General features: G+C 58.7%; 15 protein-coding genes, 1 tRNA gene and 1 other RNA gene. 10 read left to right on the top strand and 7 right to left on the bottom strand.

What is annotated here, in order from left to right:
* Nucleotides 1-226: 226 nt before the first annotated feature.
* Nucleotides 227-1,594, bottom strand: a complete 1,368-nt coding sequence (locus GJV78_RS04225) for an MFS transporter (RefSeq protein WP_155107154.1) — start codon at nt 1,592-1,594, stop codon at nt 227-229.
* Nucleotides 1,595-2,033: 439 nt separating this feature from the next.
* On the opposite strand from GJV78_RS04225, the gene GJV78_RS04220 reads away from it, so the two are divergent.
* Complete coding sequence (locus GJV78_RS04220; RefSeq protein WP_155107153.1) at nt 2,034-2,744, top strand: DUF3053 domain-containing protein; 711 nt, start codon at nt 2,034-2,036, stop codon at nt 2,742-2,744.
* Nucleotides 2,745-2,829: 85 nt separating this feature from the next.
* Here GJV78_RS04220 and ghrB read toward each other — a convergent pair whose 3' ends face one another.
* The 4 genes from ghrB to tag all read right to left on the bottom strand — a co-directional run bounded on the left by ghrB (nt 2,830) and on the right by tag (nt 5,876).
* Nucleotides 2,830-3,804: a glyoxylate/hydroxypyruvate reductase GhrB gene (gene ghrB, locus GJV78_RS04215; RefSeq protein WP_155107152.1), complete on the bottom strand. Its 975-nt coding sequence runs from the start codon at nt 3,802-3,804 to the stop codon at nt 2,830-2,832.
* Between the two features lie 102 nt (nt 3,805-3,906).
* Complete coding sequence (locus GJV78_RS04210) at nt 3,907-4,569, bottom strand: OmpA family lipoprotein (protein ID WP_155107151.1); 663 nt, start codon at nt 4,567-4,569, stop codon at nt 3,907-3,909.
* A gap of 307 nt (nt 4,570-4,876) precedes the next feature.
* Entirely contained in the window at nt 4,877-5,317 is a 441-nt protein-coding gene (locus GJV78_RS04205; RefSeq protein ID WP_167519369.1) for an N-acetyltransferase, read from the bottom strand.
* A complete protein-coding gene (gene tag / locus GJV78_RS22915; RefSeq protein WP_167519368.1) occupies nt 5,298-5,876 on the bottom strand; it encodes a DNA-3-methyladenine glycosylase I in 579 nt (192 codons plus the stop codon). The genes GJV78_RS04205 and tag overlap by 20 nt, the downstream gene beginning before the upstream one ends.
* Before the next feature lie 244 nt (nt 5,877-6,120).
* On the opposite strand from tag, the gene GJV78_RS04200 reads away from it, so the two are divergent.
* The 9 genes from GJV78_RS04200 to dppF all read left to right on the top strand — a co-directional run bounded on the left by GJV78_RS04200 (nt 6,121) and on the right by dppF (nt 16,149).
* The gene (locus GJV78_RS04200; RefSeq protein ID WP_155107149.1) at nt 6,121-7,323 is read left to right on the top strand and encodes an L-lactate MFS transporter; all 1,203 of its coding nucleotides are present in this window, start codon (nt 6,121-6,123) and stop codon (nt 7,321-7,323) included.
* A gap of 464 nt (nt 7,324-7,787) precedes the next feature.
* Nucleotides 7,788-9,479: a kdo(2)-lipid A phosphoethanolamine 7''-transferase gene (eptB, locus tag GJV78_RS04195; protein ID WP_155107148.1), complete on the top strand. Its 1,692-nt coding sequence runs from the start codon at nt 7,788-7,790 to the stop codon at nt 9,477-9,479.
* 90 nt (nt 9,480-9,569) lie between these two features.
* Nucleotides 9,570-9,646: transfer RNA gene (locus tag GJV78_RS04190), tRNA-Pro, on the top strand.
* Between the two features lie 33 nt (nt 9,647-9,679).
* A non-coding RNA gene (locus GJV78_RS04185) (RtT sRNA) lies at nt 9,680-9,812 on the top strand.
* Between the two features lie 631 nt (nt 9,813-10,443).
* Nucleotides 10,444-12,051, top strand: coding sequence for a dipeptide ABC transporter periplasmic-binding protein DppA (gene dppA / locus GJV78_RS04180; RefSeq protein WP_155107147.1), 1,608 nt, complete (start codon nt 10,444-10,446; stop codon nt 12,049-12,051).
* A gap of 162 nt (nt 12,052-12,213) precedes the next feature.
* On the top strand, nt 12,214-13,233 hold the full coding sequence (gene dppB, locus GJV78_RS04175) for a dipeptide ABC transporter permease DppB (RefSeq protein WP_155107146.1): 1,020 nt from the start codon (nt 12,214-12,216) through the stop codon (nt 13,231-13,233).
* Between the two features lie 9 nt (nt 13,234-13,242).
* Nucleotides 13,243-14,145, top strand: a complete 903-nt coding sequence (gene dppC / locus GJV78_RS04170) for a dipeptide ABC transporter permease DppC (protein ID WP_155107145.1) — start codon at nt 13,243-13,245, stop codon at nt 14,143-14,145.
* Nucleotides 14,146-14,155: 10 nt separating this feature from the next.
* Entirely contained in the window at nt 14,156-15,139 is a 984-nt protein-coding gene (dppD, locus tag GJV78_RS04165; protein ID WP_155107144.1) for a dipeptide ABC transporter ATP-binding protein, read from the top strand.
* Complete coding sequence (gene dppF, locus GJV78_RS04160; RefSeq protein WP_155107143.1) at nt 15,136-16,149, top strand: dipeptide ABC transporter ATP-binding subunit DppF; 1,014 nt, start codon at nt 15,136-15,138, stop codon at nt 16,147-16,149. Before dppD ends, dppF begins: the two co-directional genes overlap by 4 nt.
* Nucleotides 16,150-16,181: 32 nt before the next feature.
* Here the strand turns inward: dppF and GJV78_RS04155 are convergent, their stop codons facing one another.
* Complete coding sequence (locus GJV78_RS04155) at nt 16,182-17,474, bottom strand: aromatic amino acid transport family protein (RefSeq protein ID WP_155107272.1); 1,293 nt, start codon at nt 17,472-17,474, stop codon at nt 16,182-16,184.
* A gap of 481 nt (nt 17,475-17,955) precedes the next feature.
* Nucleotides 17,956-19,161 carry an MFS transporter gene (locus GJV78_RS04150; RefSeq protein WP_155107142.1) on the bottom strand — a complete coding sequence of 402 codons (1,206 nt, stop codon included), beginning with the start codon at nt 19,159-19,161 and terminating at the stop codon, nt 17,956-17,958.
* Nucleotides 19,162-19,249 lie beyond the last annotated feature (88 nt).

Raw genomic sequence — 19,249 nt, 5'->3', positions numbered from 1 at the left:
AGCGGGATCGTAAATTTATCAAAGCAAAGTAAGAATAGTCATAAATCATGATTTCGGGCGACGGAAACAGGCCGCCGGCCCCGTCAGCCCGCGCCGTTTGCCGGGAGAAGCTGATTTTTAGCCTGCTAACGATCTGATAAAAGACGCTTTATCCGGCTGTTAAATAAAATGTAAATATGTTAGGCAGAGTACGTTTTCCGGCGGGAAAGGTCCCGCCGGAAAGGCGTCAGGCTTTTTGTGCCGCGCTGTCGGGGGCCTCCGCGGGCGGGGCGCTGAGCGTCTGCCGTCTTGCCGCCCGGTATTTCACCATCAGCGCCAGGGCGGAGACGAATGCCGGAATCGCCAGCAGAGTGAAGATCGTTTCAAAAGCGAGCTGCGCCTGCATCAGGAAGGCACCGCTGAACGCCCCGAGAATACCGCCGAAGCGGCCCAGGCCCAGCATCCAGGCGACGCCGGTGGCGCGGCCCTGAGTCGGGTAAAATCCGGCGGCCAGCGCGGGCATTGAGGACTGCGCGCCGTTCATGATGGTTCCGGCAATAAACACCATGACGCCCATCAGCACCAGGCTGCTGGTCGAAAAGCCCACCAGGCAGACGAAGAGGCCGGTCAGCAGCCAGCCTACCGCCACCACTTTATTGGGGTCCATTTTGTCCATCAGCGCGCCCAGCGCCAGCACGCCGATACCGCCGCCGAGCGGGAACAGCGCGGTGATGATCGAGGCCTGGCTCAGCGTGGCTCCCGTTTCGCGGATCAGCAGCGGCAGCCAGCTGGTCAGGAGATAGAAAATCAGCAGCCCCATAAAGTAGGTCAGGCACAGCATCACGGTGCCGACGGCGTAGCGTCGGGAAAAGATCACCCCCAGCGCCGATTTCTCTTTGACCTGACCCGCCTCATGCAGAACGAAGCGTGCGCCTTCCGCCAGCGGGGCGATACGGCGCAGAATGGCGGCGATCTGCTGCTGAGGGCGGTTTTTTACCACCAGGTAGCGGGCCGACTCCGGCAGCAGGAAAACCAGCACCACGGCCAGCGCCAGCGGCATTGCTCCGCCGAGAATCAGCACGCTTTGCCAGCCGTAGTGGGGGATTAGCCAGGCGGAGATAAAGCCGCCCAGCGACGAGCCGATGGGAAAGCCGACGAACATCAGGTTTACCAGCAGGGCGCGACGCCGCTCCGGCGCATATTCGCTCATCAGCGTGGCGGCGTTAGGCATGGCGGCACCCAGCCCCAGCCCGGTAAGGAAGCGCAGCGCGGTCAGCTGATTCAGCGTATCGGCAAAGGCCGTCAACAGGCTGAATCCGCCAAAGACGACAATCGACACGATCAGCACCGTTTTGCGGCCAATTTTGTCCGCCAGCGGGCCTGCGGTCAGCGCACCCGCCGCCAGACCGACCAGCGCGGCGCTCATAACCGGGCCGAGCGCCGATTTCTCAACGCCCCACTCCTGCACCAGGTCGGAGGCGATAAAGCCAATAATGGCGGTATCAAAGCCATCCATCGCGACGGTGATAAAGCACAGCACGAGGATCAGCCACTGATATTTCGAAAAGGGGTGTTCATTGATAAACACCTGAATATCCGTTTTTTTATTTGTCATGCGGTTATTCCTGCTAAAGCACGGCGGGGACGGAGGCGATGAGTATTTTCCACCGCAGGCGCTGATTAAATGTGCGATTACCGAACAGTTATTCGTTTATCGTTCACTTAATCAAAACATTGAAGGTGCGGGCGGGCAATCATCCCGCCGCCGTTAGCGTGCGATAATCGTACGATTTAGCGAGGTAAAGGGGCGGTGACACGAAAAAAGTTTGGTTAATCAGAAGCTTTATAACGCCAGGCGGCGGTGCAGAGATGCCGTTAAATGTGATGTGATTAACAATGTAATAACATTTGTGCGCAGGTCCGCTGCTGGCGATGGCGCACTGCGACAAGAAACGCGGATAAGGGTATCCTGAGAAGCGGTCCTGGACTATTCTTATCGGCGTCAGGCACGCAGGTGCCGTTGTGCGCATTTTTTGGCTGAAAGGAGTATTAAAATGGCGACAGGTAAGTCCTGCTCTCGCTGGTTTGCGCCTCTGGTGGCGCTATTAATGGTGGTTAGCCTGAGCGGGTGTTTTGATAAAGAAGGCGATCAGCGTAAAGCGTTTATCGATTTCCTGCAAAATACGGCGATGCGCAGCGGTGAACGGCTGCCGGCATTGACCACCGATCAGAAAAAACAGTTTGGCCCGTTTGTTTCCGACTATGCGATTTTGTACGGCTATTCGCAGCAGGTGAACCAGGCGATGGATTCGGGCCTGCGGCCGGTGGTGGACAGCGTGAACGCGATCCGTACGCCACGGGATTACGTCACGCAATATGAGCCGCTGCGTCAGATGAACGGTTCGCTGGGGGTGCTGGCGCAACAGCTGCAGAACGCGAAGCAGCAGGCCGATGCGGCCCACGGCGCGCTGAAGCAGGCCGACGATCTGAAGCCGGTTTTCGATCGCGTTTACAGCAAGGTGGTCACCGTACCGGCACAGGCGCTGCAGCCGCTCATCCCGGCGGCGCAAACCTTCACTCAGCAGCTGGTGCAGGTTGGTGAATTCGTGGCCCGGCAGGATACCCGGGTGAGCTTTGTGGCGAACGGCATTCAGTTTCCAACCTCCCAGCAGGCAAGCCAGTACAACGCGCTTATCGGCCCGCTGGCCGCCCAGCACCAGGCGTTTACCCAGGCCTGGACCGCCGCAGTGAATGCGATGCGCTAAACGTGGGTGCCGAAGGGCGGTTACCCTTCGGCACCGGCGTTATCCGTTAACCCTGCCCTGTACGGCGCAGGGCCGTCGTCCGCTCTTACTTCGCCGCCTGCGGATTAACGCAGTTCTTCTCTGGCTTACCCCGCAGAGCATCAATCAGATTATCCACCGCGCAGGCGGCCATATTGTATCGCGTCTCGTGGGTGGCCGAGCCGATGTGCGGCACTGCCACCACGTTGGGCAGCGACAGCAGCGGTGAATCAACCGGCAGCGGCTCCTGGTCGAAAACGTCCAGCCCCGCCGCCTGGATCTCGCCGCGCTGCAGCGCCGCAATCAGCGCAGCCTCGTCCACCACCGGCCCGCGCCCGGCGTTAACAAATATTGCCGATTTTTTCATTGTGGCGAACTGCGCGGTGCCGAACATCCGGTGCGTCTCTTTGGTGAGCGGCAGGATCAGACAGACAAAATCCGCCTCCTGCAGCAGGGCGTCGAGCTCGCAGTAGCGGGCGTTGAAGCGTGACTCCGCCTCCGGATGGCGGCTGCGGGCGTTGTAGAGAATCGGCATATTGAAGCCGAAGTGGGCGCGCTGCGCCACCGCGAGGCCGATGCGACCCATGCCAACAATGCCCAGCGTCTTATGATGCACGTCGCAGCCGAACCAGTCCGGCCCGATGCTTGTCGTCCACTCGCCGGCCCTGACACGTTCGGCCACCTCCACCACGCGACGGGCGGCGCTTAACATCAGCGCGATGACGGTATCGGCCACGGTTTCCGTCAGCACGGTCGGGGTATGCATCAGCAGCACGCCGCGGGCGTTAAGGGCATCTACATCGACATTGTCATAGCCAACGGAGATGGTCGACGCGGCGCGCAGCCGGGGCATTTTCTCCAGCAGCGCCTGGTCAACGGCGTCGCCGGACCCTAACAGGCCAACGGCGGAGGCAAAGATCTGCGCGTGCTGCGCCACCGTTTCCGGCCGCAGATCCGGCAGTCTGTGCACGGTGAAATGGCTCTCCAGGCGGTGCAGTAAATCGTCAGGTAACGCTTTATAGAGAATAATGGACGGCTTCATGCGGCTCTCCGTAGGTAACGGTTAAAGGACACAGCCTAAAGTTAGCCATACTGAGGCAAAAAGCGCCACCCCTGCGCAAACCGGGGCGGCGCTGGACGCCCGTTACTGAATCGGGCTGAGGGTGATTTCAACGCGACGGTTCTGCGCCTTGCCCGCTTCGGTGCTGTTGCTGGCGATGGGATTCGCCGGACCCATGCCGCTGGTACGGATGCGTTCGGCGGCCACGCCCTGGACGATCAGGGCGCTGGCCACGCTGTCGGCGCGCTGCTGCGAAAGGCGCATGTTCAGCGCCTGGCCGCCGGTGCTGTCGGTATAGCCCGACACGTTAACCGCCGTTTTAGGATACTCTTTCAGCACCATCGCCACGCCGGTCAGGGTGTTGGCACCCGCCGGTTTCAGGGTGGCGCTGCTGCTATCAAAGGTGACGTTATTCGGCATGTTGAGGATGATGTTATCGCCGCTGCGGGTAACGCTGACGCCGGTGCCCTGCATTTTCTCGCGCAGCCTGGCTTCCTGGACGTCCATATAATAACCAGCACCGCCGCCGAGGGCCGCGCCGGCCGCCGCGCCGATCAGCGCGCCCTTGCCGCGATCTTTCTTCGACGAGGAGAGCGCGCCGATACCCGCGCCGACCAGCGTGCCGATGCCCGCTCCGATGCCGGATTTACCCGCTTCGCGCTCGCCGGTGTAAGGATTAGTGGTGCAGCCGGATACCGCCAGAGCGCCGCTGACCAGAACAGCAATCGCTAAAACACGTTTTTTCATTTTATTTCCTTTATGATTTTTTATTTTCGCCACGGCGAGGTGGCGACTGATTATGCCCTCTTAAGTTGAAGAATATTCCAGGGATATCTCTGAAATTTGCCAGTAATATTGTCTGCTAAAAAAATAAAGATGATTCATCTGCCGGAGCGCGTAATTTGTCAACAAAAGGCCCAATCTTAACCGCCGCCCACTGGGCACCCATTCTGGTGGAAACCGATGGCGAACGCATATTTTCTTCCCGCGGGGCGCTGCCCGGTTCCATCCGCTGCATGAGGCGGTGCGCGATCGGGCGCACCGCCCCTGCCGCTTACGGCGTTTGATCCGCCTGCCAGCACATGATCCAGGTGGGCTGGCGGGTCTCTTCCTGCCAGGCGGCGTCCTCGATTTGAAAGCCTCTGGCGTGGTAAAAATGCACGGCGGTGCGGTTTTTCTGGTACACCTCAAGGCTGAGGGTGGAAAAGCGCCGCTGAGTATGCTGGACCAGCGCGGTGCCGACGCCGCTTCTGAGCGCCAGCGGTGCCACGAACAGCGCCCCCAGAAAGCGCGCGTCGATAACGCTGGCGAAGCCCAGCAGCCTGTCGTCCTCTTCATAGAGCCAGGTTTGCGCGGCGGGCAGGTATGTGTCGCGTACGACCTCCTCGCTCTCGCGCCAGTAGCGCTGTGGAATAAAGGGGTGGCCGTAAATGGTGCTTTCCAGCCACAGCGCCAGAACGGCCGCCGTGTCGCTACTACGGGATTTGCGAATCACGTTGCGCTCCGGGGTAACAGATACAGCCGGTGATATGATCGTTAACCAGCCCGCACGCCTGCATAAAGGAGTAGCAGATGGTGGTGCCGATAAACTTAAAGCCGCGTTTTTTGAGCGCTTTTGACAGCGCGTCGGACGCCGGTGTGGAGGTGGGAATTTCGCTAAGGCTGGCGGCCCGGCTGATGACCGGCTGGTTATCCACAAAGGACCAGACGAAGTCAGCGAATGGCTCGCCGTTTTCCTCCATGGCCAGCCAGGCCCTGGCGTTGCCGATAATGGCCTCGATCTTACCCCGGTGGCGGATAATGCCGGGTTCCAGCAGCAGGCGCTGTACGTCCTCTTCCCCCATGGCCGCCACGCGAACGGGATCGAAGCGGTGGAAATGGGTGCGATAGTTCTCGCGCTTTTTCAGTACGGTTATCCAGGACAATCCGGCCTGCTGTCCCTCCAGGCAAAGCATCTCGAACAGCTTTCGGCCGTCGGTTTCGGGGACGCCCCACTCCTTGTCATGGTAGGCGATATAAAGGGGATCCTGACTAACCCAGCCGCAACGTTCCATATTTGTCCTCTGCCGTATCTATCTTCATCTGGCCCGCCTTGACGAGCCGGCTTAAAAAAGAACATTTAGGCTGTCTCTCTTAACCGATGTCAAGCGCCAGCGCCGTCCGTCTCGTCATTCATTCCGTAATTCTGGCATTTCATTCCGCTCTGATGGCATTTCATGCCATTTTCCCCTGGCGCTCAGCGCGCTTCGCTATGGTAGTCCACAGAGAAAGTTCCTTTATTTATACAGGAAGACGGCCATGACAACTTCACACTATCAGCGTACCCGGTGGCTGACGCTACTCGGCACGATTATCACTCAGTTTGCCCTCGGTTCGGTTTACACCTGGAGCCTGTTTAACGGCGCGCTCTCCGCGAAGCTGGACGCGCCGGTCAGCCAGGTGGCGTTTTCCTTCGGCCTGTTGAGCCTCGGCCTTGCGCTCTCCTCCTCCATCGCCGGGAAGCTGCAGGAGCGTTTCGGCGTCAGGCGCGTCACCATGGCATCGGGGATTTTACTGGGTGTCGGTTTCTTTTTAACCGCCCACTCCGGCAGCCTGCTGATGCTGTGGCTGAGCGCCGGGGTGCTGGTCGGCCTGGCCGACGGCGCGGGCTACCTGTTAACGCTCTCCAACTGCGTGAAGTGGTTCCCGGAGCGTAAGGGGCTGATCTCCGCCTTTGCGATTGGCTCCTATGGCCTGGGCAGCCTTGGCTTTAAGTTTATCGACAGCCAGCTGCTGGCCTCTGTCGGTCTGGAAAAAACCTTCCTGATCTGGGGCGCGATCGTGCTGGTGATGATTGTCTTTGGGGCGACGCTGATGAAAGACGCGCCGCATCAGGAGGTTAAAACGACCAACGGCGTGGTGGAGAACGACTACTCCCTGGCGGAATCGATGCGCAAACCCCAGTACTGGATGCTGGCGGTGATGTTCCTGACCGCCTGTATGAGCGGCCTGTACGTGATCGGCGTGGCGAAAGATATTGCCCAGGGGCTGGCGCATCTGGATGCGATAACCGCCGCGAACGCCGTTACGGTTATCTCGGTGGCTAACCTCTCCGGCCGTCTGGTGCTGGGGATCCTGTCCGATAAAATCGCCCGTATTCGCGTTATCACGCTCGGCCAGGCGATCTCCCTGATCGGTATGGCGGCGCTGCTTTTTGCACCGCTGAACGAGCTGACCTTCTTTGCCGCCATCGCCTGCGTTGCCTTTAACTTCGGCGGTACTATTACGGTATTCCCGTCGCTGGTCAGCGAGTTCTTCGGTCTGAACAACCTGGCGAAAAACTACGGCGTGATTTACCTGGGCTTCGGTATCGGCAGCATCTGCGGCTCGATTATCGCCTCGCTGTTCGGCGGCTTTTACATCACCTTCTGCGTGATTTTTGCCCTGCTTATTCTCTCCCTGGCGCTGTCCACCACCATCCGCCAGCCGAAGCGTGAGGCGCTGAACGCCGCCCACGCCTGATCTCTTCGCGGGACGGGCATTATGATAAAAGCCAGCGGTAACGCTGGCTTGAGACTGATGACAAATCCCAGGCCGAACTCGTTCGGCCATAATCACCACAAAAATAAACAAGGAAAATCAATTCATTGATTTTCGGCTGCTAACCACAAAGAGGGAAAAACCACATTTTTTCCCTCTTTGTCCCCAACCTGAAGCCAGCGGTAACGCTGGCTTTAGCGTGCCGCCCTCTCTGAGATTAACCGCCTTGCAGGGTGACCCGCTGGCGCTGCTTTCTGTATCCGGAGCAGCGTTTTGTAAAAATCATTCGTGACCGCCAACTTTATCGACACTTTTTAGTTCGGCTGTGGTCTACTTCTTCGCACTTGTCGGATTTCTCACATATGCTGTTGCCACTTTAATCCCGCTGCCAGGCCTTTTTGTCGCCGCGCAGTGCGTTTTCACCCCGATCTCCAGGGTCTGTTTGCATGAGATATATCAAATCGATGACGCAGCAAAAGCTCAGCTTATTGCTTGCGCTCTATATCGGCCTTTTTATGAACTGCGCGGTTTTTTATCGTCGTTTCGGCAGCTACGCGCAGGAATTTACCGTCTGGAAAGGGATTTCTGCGGTTGTTGAGCTGGGGGCCACCGTGCTGGTGACCTTCTTTTTATTGCGCCTTCTGTCGCTGTTCGGACGGCGCGTCTGGCGTATTTTAGCCACCCTGCTGGTCCTCTTTTCCGCGGGTGCCAGCTATTACATGACCTTCCTGAACGTGGTGATTGGCTATGGCATTATCGCCTCAGTGATGACCACCGATATTGATTTATCCAAAGAGGTTATCGGCCTGCATTTCATACTGTGGCTGGTGGCGGTGAGCGCCCTGCCGCTCATTTTTATCTGGAGCAACCGCTGCCGTTACACCCTGCTGCGCCAGCTGCGCACTCCCGGCCAGCGCTTTCGCAGCATCCTGGTGGTCGGCCTTGCCGGCCTGATGGTCTGGGCACCCATTCGCCTGCTTGACGTGCAGCAAAAAAGCGTTGAACGGGCGACGGGCGTCGATCTGCCCAGCTACGGCGGCGTTGTCGCCAACTCTTATCTGCCCTCGAACTGGCTTTCTGCGTTAGGGCTTTATGCCTGGGCGCAGGTGGATGAGTCCTCAGATAATAAGTCGCTGATGAATCCCGCGAAGAAGTTCACCTACGTTGCCCCGAAGGACGGTGAAGAGACCCTTGTCGTGTTTATTATCGGTGAGACAACCCGCTGGGATCATATGGGACTTTTCGGCTACGGACGCGATACGACGCCGGAACTGGCAAAGGAGAAAAACCTGGCGGCGTTCCGCGGTGAATCCTGTGATACCGCCACTAAGCTCTCCCTGCGCTGTATGTTTGTCCGGCAGGGGGGGGCGGAAGAGAACCCGCAGCGCACACTGAAAGAGCAGAATATCTTTGCGGTGCTGAAACAGCTGGGCTTTAGCTCCGATCTCTACGCCATGCAGAGTGAGATGTGGTTTTATAGCAATACGATGGCGGACAGTATCTCTTATCGTGAGCAAATCGGTGCCGAGCCGCGTAACCGCGGCAAAACCGTTGACGATATGCTGCTGGTTGATGAAATGCAGAAGTCGCTGGAGAGCCACCCTGAGGGTAAGCACTTAATTATTATGCATACGAAAGGTTCGCATTTTAACTATACCCAGCGCTATCCGCGCAGCTATGCGCGGTGGACGCCTGAATGTATCGGGGTTGACAGCGGATGTAGCAAGGCGAAAATGATCAACTCCTATGACAATTCGGTGGCGTATGTGGACCACTTTATCGCCAGCGTGATTGACCAGGTGCGCGATAAGAAGGCGATTGTGTTTTACGCCGCCGACCACGGCGAATCGATCAACGAGCGGGAACACCTGCACGGCACGCCGCGCCTGATGGCTCCGCCGGAGCAGTTCCGGGTGCCGATGATGGTCTGGATGTCCGATAAGTATCTGGAAAATCCGCGTAACGCCAGCGCCTTCGCCCGCCTGAAGCAGGCGGCGGATAAGAACGTCATGCGCCGCCACGTGGAGCTGTACGACACCATTATGGGCTGCCTGGGCTATACGTCGCCGGACGGCGGCATTAACGAGAACAACAACTGGTGTTATGTTCCGGAGGGGCAGAAAGCGGCGGTTGAGTAAGTGGAGTGCTGACTTTCTCACCGATTAAGCTGCTTTTTGCAATAAGGGATTGACGGGGGCATGGCTGAGCAGTAAGATGCGCCCCGCATTCGGTGATTGGCGCAGCCTGGTAGCGCACTTCGTTCGGGACGAAGGGGTCGGAGGTTCGAATCCTCTATCACCGACCAGATTCGAAAAGCCCGCTCTCAGAGCGGGTTTTTTTGCATCCGGCGTTCGGGAGGATGAGAAGCTCCGGGGGAGGAGGTTCGACCCGAGCGCCGCGAGGGAACGTTGCGCCAGCAACGGCCCGCAGGGCGAGCCGCGCAGCGGTGAGTCATCCTCTGGCACCGACCAGATTCGAAAAGCCCGCTCTCAGAGCGGGCTTTTTTGCATCCGGCGTTCGGGAGGATGAGAAGCTCCGGGGGAGGAGGTTCGACCCGAGCGCCTTATTCCACTTCCCTCTCCATGCGCAGCGCTGCAGGATAGCGCGCAATAAAATTAGCTCGTTTTTGTGCGATAGCGGCAGGTTTTGCGGGAGTGGGCAGTAGAACCACACGTGCCCGAAAATACATGCGATCGCTAACAGTCGCTCACTTATGCAGCGCTTAGTCAGAAATTCCTTATCAGATGCATAAAAATTAATCACCATGACCGATTCCATATCCAGCGTTTTATTCTGGGTTTAAGCGGGTAGCATAAATTTCTCCGCTGAGAATAAGCTCATGCTGTTTTTTTAATCTTTGCCTGGGATTTCGCACTGTTGTTGCAAAACATCGTTAGTTGTATTGACCTTTTCACATTCTGTTGACAGATTGATGCCCATAAGGGGCGAGTTTCAGGGAAGAACCGGACAGCAGCTCAGCCGTTTATACGCACGGCGTCCCATCTCTTAATGCCGACCCGACCGGGTAGAAATAAAAAAGGTCAGGCGGCGTAAGCCCGCTGCAACGGGTAAAACAACACACATCACATCTGGAGCAGAAGAATGAATATTTCCTTGAAAACGTCAGGGATGCTGAAGCTTGGCCTGAGCCTGGTGGCCCTGGCCTGCGCCGCAGGCGTTCAGGCCAAAACGCTGGTCTACTGTTCAGAAGGCTCGCCGGAGGGGTTTAACCCGCAGCTGTTTACCTCCGGTACGACCTATGACGCCAGCTCGGTGCCGATTTATAACCGGCTGGTTGAATTTAAAATCGGCACCACCGAAGTGCTTCCCGGCCTCGCGGAAAAATGGGACATCAGCGAAGACGGCAAAATCTACACCTTCCACCTGCGCAAGGGCGTGAAGTGGCAGAGCAATAAAGCGTTTAAACCGACGCGCGAGATGAACGCCGACGACGTGGTGTTCACCTTCGACCGGCAGAAAAATACGCAAAACCCGTACCACCAGGTGTCCGGCGGCAACTATGAATACTTTGAGGGGATGGGCCTGTCGGAGCTGATAAGCGAAGTGAAAAAAGTAGATGACTACACCGTCCAGTTCGTGCTGACGCGCCCGGAAGCACCGTTCCTCGCCGATCTGGCGATGGATTTCGCCTCTATTATGTCCAAAGAGTACGCCGACGCCATGCTGAAGGCGGGCACTCCGGAGAAAATCGATCTCAACCCCATCGGCACCGGTCCGTTCCAGCTGCAGCAGTATCAGAAAGACTCCCGTATTCTCTATAAAGCCTTCCCGGGCTACTGGGGCACTAAGCCGCAGATTGACCAGCTGGTCTTCTCCATCACGCCTGATGCCTCCGTGCGTTACGCCAAGCTGCAGAAGAACGAGTGCCAGGTGATGCCGTATCCGAACCCGGCGGATATTGCGCGCATGAAGCAGGACAAGAGCATCAACCTGATGGAACAGGCGGGCCTGAACGTCGGCTACCTCGCCTTTAACACCGAGAAGAAGCCGTTTGACGACCTGAAGGTGCGTCAGGCGCTGATCCTGGCGGTGAATAAAGAGGCGATTATCAAGGCGGTTTACCAGGGGGCGGGCGTCGCCGCGAAGAACCTGATCCCGCCCACCATGTGGGGCTATAACGACGAGGTGAAGGACTATCCCTGGGACCCGGAAAAGGCCAAAGCGCTGCTGAAGGAGGCGGGCCAGGAGAAGGGCTTCACCGTTGAGCTGTGGGCGATGCCGGTACAGCGTCCGTACAACCCGAACGCGCGGCGGATGGCGGAGATGATTCAGGCGGACTGGGCGAAGATCGGCGTGCAGGCCAAAATCGTTACCTGGGAGTGGGGCGAGTACCTGAAGCGCGCTAAGGCGGGGGAGCACCAGGCGGTGATGATGGGCTGGACCGGCGACAACGGGGACCCGGATAACTTCTTCGCCACCCTGTTCAGCTGCGCGGCGGCGAAGGATGGCTCCAACTACTCCCGCTGGTGCTACAAGCCGTTTGAGGATCTGATCCAGCCGGCGCGCGCCGCTGACGATCACAATAAGCGTATTGCGCTCTATCAGCAGGCTCAGGTGATGATGCACGACCAGGCACCGGCGCTGATCGTGGCCCACTCCACCGTCTATGAGCCGGTGCGTAAAGAGGTTAAAGGCTACGTGGTCGATCCATTAGGCAAGCACCATTTCGAAAACGTCTCTATCGAATAATAAGTAATCCGCCCCCTCTCCCATGAGGGAGAGGGCCGGGGTGAGGGTGGAAAAGCCGCTCCTCACCCTAACCCCTTTCCCAATGGGAGGAGGGCGTTTGCTTTTGTGAGCAATACAGACGTCCTGCCACCAGGCCGGGCGTCATGAGAGAGAGTCCGGGCTATGTTGCAGTTCATTCTCCGCCGTCTGGGGCTGGTTATCCCCACGTTTATCGGTATTACCCTTCTCACCTTTGCCTTTATCCATATGATCCCCGGCGATCCGGTGATGATCATGGCGGGCGAGCGCGGGATCTCCCCTGAACGCCACGCCCAGCTGCTGGCCGGGCTGGGTCTGGACAAGCCGATGTGGCGGCAGTACCTCCACTACATCTGGGGGGTGATGCACGGCGATCTCGGCATCTCCCTGAAAAGCCGCCTGCCGGTGTGGGAGGAGTTCGTGCCGCGCTTTAAGGCCACCCTGGAGCTGGGGGTCTGCGCGATGATTTTCGCCACCGCGGTCGGCATTCCGGTGGGCGTGCTGGCCGCGGTAAAGCGCGGCTCTGTTTTCGATCACACCGCGGTGGGCCTGGCGTTGACCGGCTACTCGATGCCGATCTTCTGGTGGGGCATGATGCTTATCATGCTGGTTTCGGTGCACTGGAACCTGACGCCGGTCTCCGGGCGGGTGAGCGACATCGTATTCCTTGACGACAGCAACCCGCTGACCGGCTTTATGCTGATCGACACCGCCATCTGGGGCGAAGAGGGCAACTTTACCGACGCGCTGGCGCATATGATCCTGCCGGCGATGGTGCTTGGCACTATTCCGCTGGCGGTTATCGTGCGTATGACCCGTTCGTCGATGCTCGAAGTGCTGGGCGAGGATTACATCCGCACCGCGCGCGCCAAGGGGCTGGCGCGGATGCGGGTGATCGTGGTTCATGCTCTGCGCAACGCCATGCTGCCGGTGGTCACCGTTATCGGCCTGCAGGTGGGCACGCTGCTGGCCGGGGCGATCCTCACCGAAACCATCTTCTCGTGGCCCGGCCTGGGGCGCTGGCTAATCGACGCGCTGCAGCGCCGCGACTATCCGGTGGTGCAGGGCGGGGTGCTGCTGGTGGCGACGATGATTATCTTCGTCAACCTGCTGGTGGATCTGCTGTACGGCGTGATCAATCCGCGCATCCGGCATAAGAAGTAAGGGGGTAACATGTCACAGATTACTGAAAACAAAGCGATTGCCGCGCCGGTGCCGATGACCCCGCTGCAGGAGTTCTGGCACTATTTTAAGCGCAATAAGGGAGCGGTGATCGGGCTGGCGTACGTGGTCGTAATGATCCTGATTGCGCTCTTCGCCAGCCTTCTCGCCCCGTACAACCCGGCGGAACAGTTCCGCGATATGCTGCTGGCACCGCCCGCGTGGCAGGAGGGCGGCAGTATGGCGCACCTGCTGGGCACCGACGACGTGGGCCGCGACGTGCTGTCGCGCCTGATGTACGGCGCGCGCCTGTCGCTGCTGGTGGGCTGCCTGGTGGTGGTACTGTCGCTGGTGATGGGTATTGTGCTCGGGCTGATTGCCGGCTACTTCGGCGGCATTATCGACAGCGTGATTATGCGCCTCGTCGACATCATGCTGGCGCTGCCGAGCCTGCTGCTGGCGCTGGTGCTGGTGGCGATTTTTGGCCCCTCTATCGGCAATGCCGCCCTGGCGCTGACCTTCGTGGCGCTGCCGCACTATGTGCGCTTAACCCGCGCCGCGGTGCTGGTGGAAGTCAACCGCGACTACGTTACCGCCTCGCGCGTGGCGGGAGCCGGGGCGATACGCCAGATGTTCGTCAATATCTTCCCGAACTGCCTTGCGCCGCTGATCGTGCAGGCGTCCCTCGGCTTTTCCAACGCCATTCTCGACATGGCCGCGCTGGGCTTTCTCGGCATGGGCGCGCAGCCGCCGACGCCGGAGTGGGGCACCATGCTCTCCGACGTGCTGCAGTTTGCGCAAAGCGCCTGGTGGGTGGTGACCTTTCCTGGCCTGGCGATCCTGCTGACGGTGCTGGCATTTAACCTGATGGGTGACGGTCTGCGTGACGCGCTCGATCCCAAACTGAAGCAGTAAGGAGCGGGAGATGGCGTTATTAAACATCGATCAATTATCGGTGCACTTCGGCGACGAAGCGGCACCGTTTCGCGCCGTAGACCGCATTAGCTACAGCGTGGACCAGGGAGAGGTGATCGGCATCGTCGGCGAGTCCGGCTCCGGCAAATCGGTCAGCTCGCTGGCGATTATGGGGCTAATTGACTATCCGGGGCGGGTGATGGCGGACCGGCTGGCGTTCAACGGCCAGGATCTGCAGCGCATCTCTGAAAAAGCGCGCCGCCAGCTGGTGGGTGCCGAAGTGGCGATGATCTTCCAGGACCCGATGACCAGCCTGAACCCCTGCTACACCGTTGGCTTTCAGATTATGGAGGCCATTAAGGTGCACCAGGGCGGCAACAGGCAGACCCGCCGCCAGCGGGCCATCGACCTGCTCAACCAGGTGGGCATTCCCGATGCGGCCTCGCGCCTTGACGTCTATCCGCATCAGCTCTCCGGCGGGATGAGCCAGCGGGTGATGATCGCCATGGCCATCGCCTGCCGCCCGAAGCTGCTGATCGCCGATGAGCCGACGACGGCGCTGGACGTCACCATCCAGGCGCAGATTATCGAGCTGCTGCTGGCCCTGCAGCAGAAGGAGAATATGGCGCTGGTGCTGATCACCCATGACCTGGCGCTGGTGGCCGGAGCGGCGCATAAGATCATCGTGATGTACGCCGGGCAGGTGGTGGAAACCGGCGGCGCGGGCGATATCTTCCGCGCCCCGCGTCACCCCTATACTCAGGCGCTGCTGCGGGCGCTGCCGGAGTTCGCCCAGGCCAAAGCGCGGCTGGCCTCGCTGCCGGGCGTGGTGCCGGGGAAATACGATCGACCGGCCGGCTGCCTGCTGAATCCGCGCTGCCCCTATGCCACCGGGCGCTGCCGCAGCGAGGAGCCAGCGCTGAACCCGCTGGAGGAGGGCCGCCGGTCAAAATGTCACTACCCACTTGATGATGCCGGGAGGCCCACACGATGAGCGCACACGAGGCCGCCATGCCACAACCGCTGTTGCAGGCTATCGATCTGAAAAAACACTATCCGGTGAGGCAGGGGCCGTTCTCGTCAGAGCGGCTGGTGAAGGCGCTGGACGGCGTTTCATTCACCCTGGAGCGGGGTAAAACCCTGGCGGTGGTGGGGGAGTCGGGCTGCGGTAAATCCACGCTCGGCCGCCTGCTGACGATGATCGAAGTCCCGACCGGCGGCGAGCTGTACTATCAGGGCCAGGATCTGCTGAAGCCCGACCCGCAGGCGCAGAAGCTGCGTCGGCAGAAGATTCAGATCGTTTTCCAGAACCCGTACGGCTCGCTGAACCCGCGTAAAAAGGTGGGGCAGATTCTGGAGGAGCCGCTGCTGATTAACAGCGGCCTGAGCAGAGCGGAGCGCCGGGAGAAGGCGCTGGCGATGATGGCGAAGGTGGGCCTGAAAACCGAACATTACGATCGCTATCCGCATATGTTCTCCGGCGGCCAGCGGCAGCGCATCGCCATTGCCCGCGGGCTGATGCTCGATCCGGACGTGGTGATCGCCGACGAGCCTGTTTCGGCGCTGGACGTCTCGGTGCGCGCCCAGGTGCTGAACCTGATGATGGATCTGCAGCAGGAGCTGGGGCTGTCCTACGTTTTTATTTCCCACGACCTGTCGGTGGTGGAGCACATCGCCGATGAGGTAATGGTGATGTATCTGGGCCGCTGCGTGGAGAAGGGGACGAAAGCGCAGATCTTTACTGACCCGCGCCATCCTTACACCCAGGCGCTGCTCTCCGCCACGCCGCGCCTGCGCCCGGACGAGCGCCGGGAGCGCATCAAGCTGACCGGCGAGCTGCCCAGCCCGCTCAACCCGCCGCCGGGCTGCGCCTTCAACGCCCGCTGCCGCCGCCGTTTTCAACCCTGCCCGCAGCTGCAGCCACAGCTGAAGTCGTACGACGGCCAGCTGGTGGCCTGCTTCGCGGTGGACGAGGATGAAAATCGGCAGAAAAGCCCGGCGTAGCCCTCATATCGGGACCGGCGCGGCGACCGGTCCTATCCCATCAACGTCAGCAGCGGCGACAGGCACAGCAGGATCCCGTACAGCAAAATCAGCCAGATCTTCAGGCCGCGCAGTTTCTCCAGCTGCCTGACCTTATAGATCAGGAAAAAAGGGATCAGGCACGACACAATGCCGTACAGCGGGCTGCCCAGCTGGAAGAACTCCAGCACCGAGACGCGGAACGACACCCAAATCACCAGCGTAATAACGATAAAGACGCAGATCCCCAGGGTCAGCAGCCGGGCATCGATTTTCTCCGGGTCCATAACCCGCTTCAGCAGGTTTAGCACAATGCCCTTAAGGGCCTCGTGAAACCCCAGATAGATCCCGAAGAAGGCGGTCAGCACGGCGAAAATATTCAGCACCGTCGAGGTCAGATGAATAATTTTGCCGGGGATCACCTGCGCGGCCAGCGCCAGGGCGGAGATATTCTGCTCGAAGGCGGAGACCGCCTCTTCGTGGCTGATTGAAAAGGTAAAGGAGAAGGAGAAAAAGAGGATTATCGCAATCAGCGTAATATAGCTGATGCGGTGGGTGCGGACCGCCATCCGGGTGGCCAGCAGGCGGTCCGGCTCTCGTTTACGGTAGGCGATATTCATCGGGTTAAGCACCTGAACGAACACCGCCGAGAAGAAGCAGAACGGCACGGTAAGCAGCACGTCGCGAAAGAAAACGGCGACCGGCGGGAAAGCGGTGATGTTATTGAAGTTCCAGTGCGGAACCATCGCAAAGCCGAAGACCAGGATGATGCCCACCTTGACCACCACCATTGGCCCGGAAATTTTGAACAGCAGCTTTTCGCCGCCGGAGGCGATGGCCACCAGTACGGCGAAGATAGCCGCCTTATAGACTATAGACTGTGACAGATCGGCGTCGGTGAGGCCAAAGGTTTTAATATACGAGGCGCTGTCGAACACCACCGACAGGGAATAGATAAAGATGCCGTGGACGATCATTAAAAAATAGACCACGCCGAGGAAGATACCCCAGTTTTTCCCCAGATAGTGGCTGATGATATCGGTGTAGTTGTCGCAGGTTTCGCTCTCTGAGAGCGTCTTTAAATAGATATCCTGCACCATCCAGGTGGCGGGCCAGGCAATAATAAAGGCGGTAATAAATACCCAAATGCCCTTCAGCCCGATCTGTACCGGCATCAGCACCGTTCCGGCACCGATGGCCATGCCGATGCACAGGAGCACCCAGCCGAAGTCGTAGCGGGTAAACGGCAGCTTGTCGGCGGCGGCCGCGCGGGTGGTGTTGCTGGAGTGTAGGTTATTGCCCTGCATAAAATCCTCTGCCTGAAAGGCGATCGAAGGATCGCCCATAGTGCCAGGCCGTTGAACCCTGATGCGCAACAGCCGGCGTCGACGCAGGTCGGTTCCGGCTGATATCGGCGAAAGGTTGCTTTTTAAACGGCGTATTCAAGGTTGTTAGTCATGTTTTTCCGGAGCGCCAGGACCCGCAGAAAGATGGTAAACCCGACGGCAGCCGTTCCTCTGGCGCAACGGGCGAATGGATTATCAACGCGGGTGCTGAATGAGGGCGGTATGACCGGGGCTGACCGCGAGGAGGCAAGATTCTACAGAATAGATCGTTCATCTGCCAGCCTGCGGCACGCTCCGGGTGCCGCTTTTGCAGCAGAGCGCGCCGCGCGAGCCGTGGCTGCCGGGCGTCAGCCTGCCCCGGCTCGGGCAGTGAGTCACTAACCGGGAAATAAACCTCCCCCGGCTAGCGTTGAATGAGGTGAAGGAGCCTAAAGCGAAAGTCTTATTGCCAGGGAGCGGTCTGTACAGTCTTTTCCGGGGCAAAGTGAGTCAGCAGTAGCGTCAACACACAAATAACCGCCCCCGCAAAGAACGTTGAAGCAGAACCCCGGAGGTCCCATAATAGCCCCGCGCCCAGGCTGGCAATCAGCAATCCCGCTCCGCTCAGCAAACTGAAAAAGCCAAACGCCGTACCGCGAAGATCGTCTGGTGCTGTGCGGGCAATCATGCTATTCAGCAAGCCCTGAGTCATTCCCATGTGTACACCCCACAGCGCAACACCGGCTATAATGCCTCCCCAGTTATTACTGAGGGCGAGCACTAAATCCGCCGCGATTAGCACAATCAGCCCCATCTGAAGCAAGCGCCTGTGGCTGATGCTGTCTGATAAGCGTCCGAATGGATAGGCTGTAAAAGAAAAGACCATATTCATGGCGACCATCACGAGGGGAATTAAAGCCAGTGGGATATTAACTTCCTGAGCCCTAAGAACAAGGAAAGCTTCACTGAACCTGGCGAGAGTAAATACTCCGCCCAGTCCTATAACCCACCAACACTCCACGCCCAGCCTTTTGAGATTTTCCTTCTTAATTGGGTTAGTTCTGACCTTAGAAACGGGGGCGCGTGGTTCATGTAATCCGAAAAACAACAGAGCTACGGCCAGAAATGCAGGTATGACGGCAACCCAGTAAACAGCGCGGAAATCGTTGCTCCATAACAGCATTAGTCCTACGGCCAGCAGCGGCCCAAGAAATGCTCCCATCGTGTCCAGCGTTTGGCGTAGGCCATAAGCCGCCCCCCGGATACCGGGCGGCGTAACGTCGGCAATAAGTGCATCTCGTGGTGCACCTCGTATCCCTTTTCCAATGCGGTCAATGATGCGTGCGCTGAATATCATCCCTGATGTTGAAGCCAGCGCAAACAGCGGCTTGCTGAGTGCACCAAGACCATAACCAAGGATGGCGAGCCCTTTACGCTTGCCAATGTAATCACTGATAACGCCTGAAAATACTTTGACGCACAGCGCAGTAGCTTCAGCCAGCCCCTCAATAAGTCCAATAATCACTATTGGTGTTCCTAAAGCTGTGGCCATAAATAGTGGAAGGAGGCTGTGGATCATTTCAGAAGAAATATCCATCAACAGGCTGACAAAACCAATAATCCAAACGCCACCGGGAATGCGCCGCAATGTTGAAAATTGAATGCCCATTTCACATCCTATGAAAGCGAAAAGGCTATTAGACATCATATAGCGTCACATGTTAATGAGAATCATTATTCATGAGTGGGTCAAGGCA

Origin of the sequence: Intestinirhabdus alba, assembly GCF_009711095.1 — a bacterium.
GTDB lineage: Bacteria > Pseudomonadota > Gammaproteobacteria > Enterobacterales > Enterobacteriaceae > Intestinirhabdus > Intestinirhabdus alba.
Note: the sequence above shows the minus strand (reverse complement) of the source record. Positions and strands in the feature narration are given on the sequence as shown.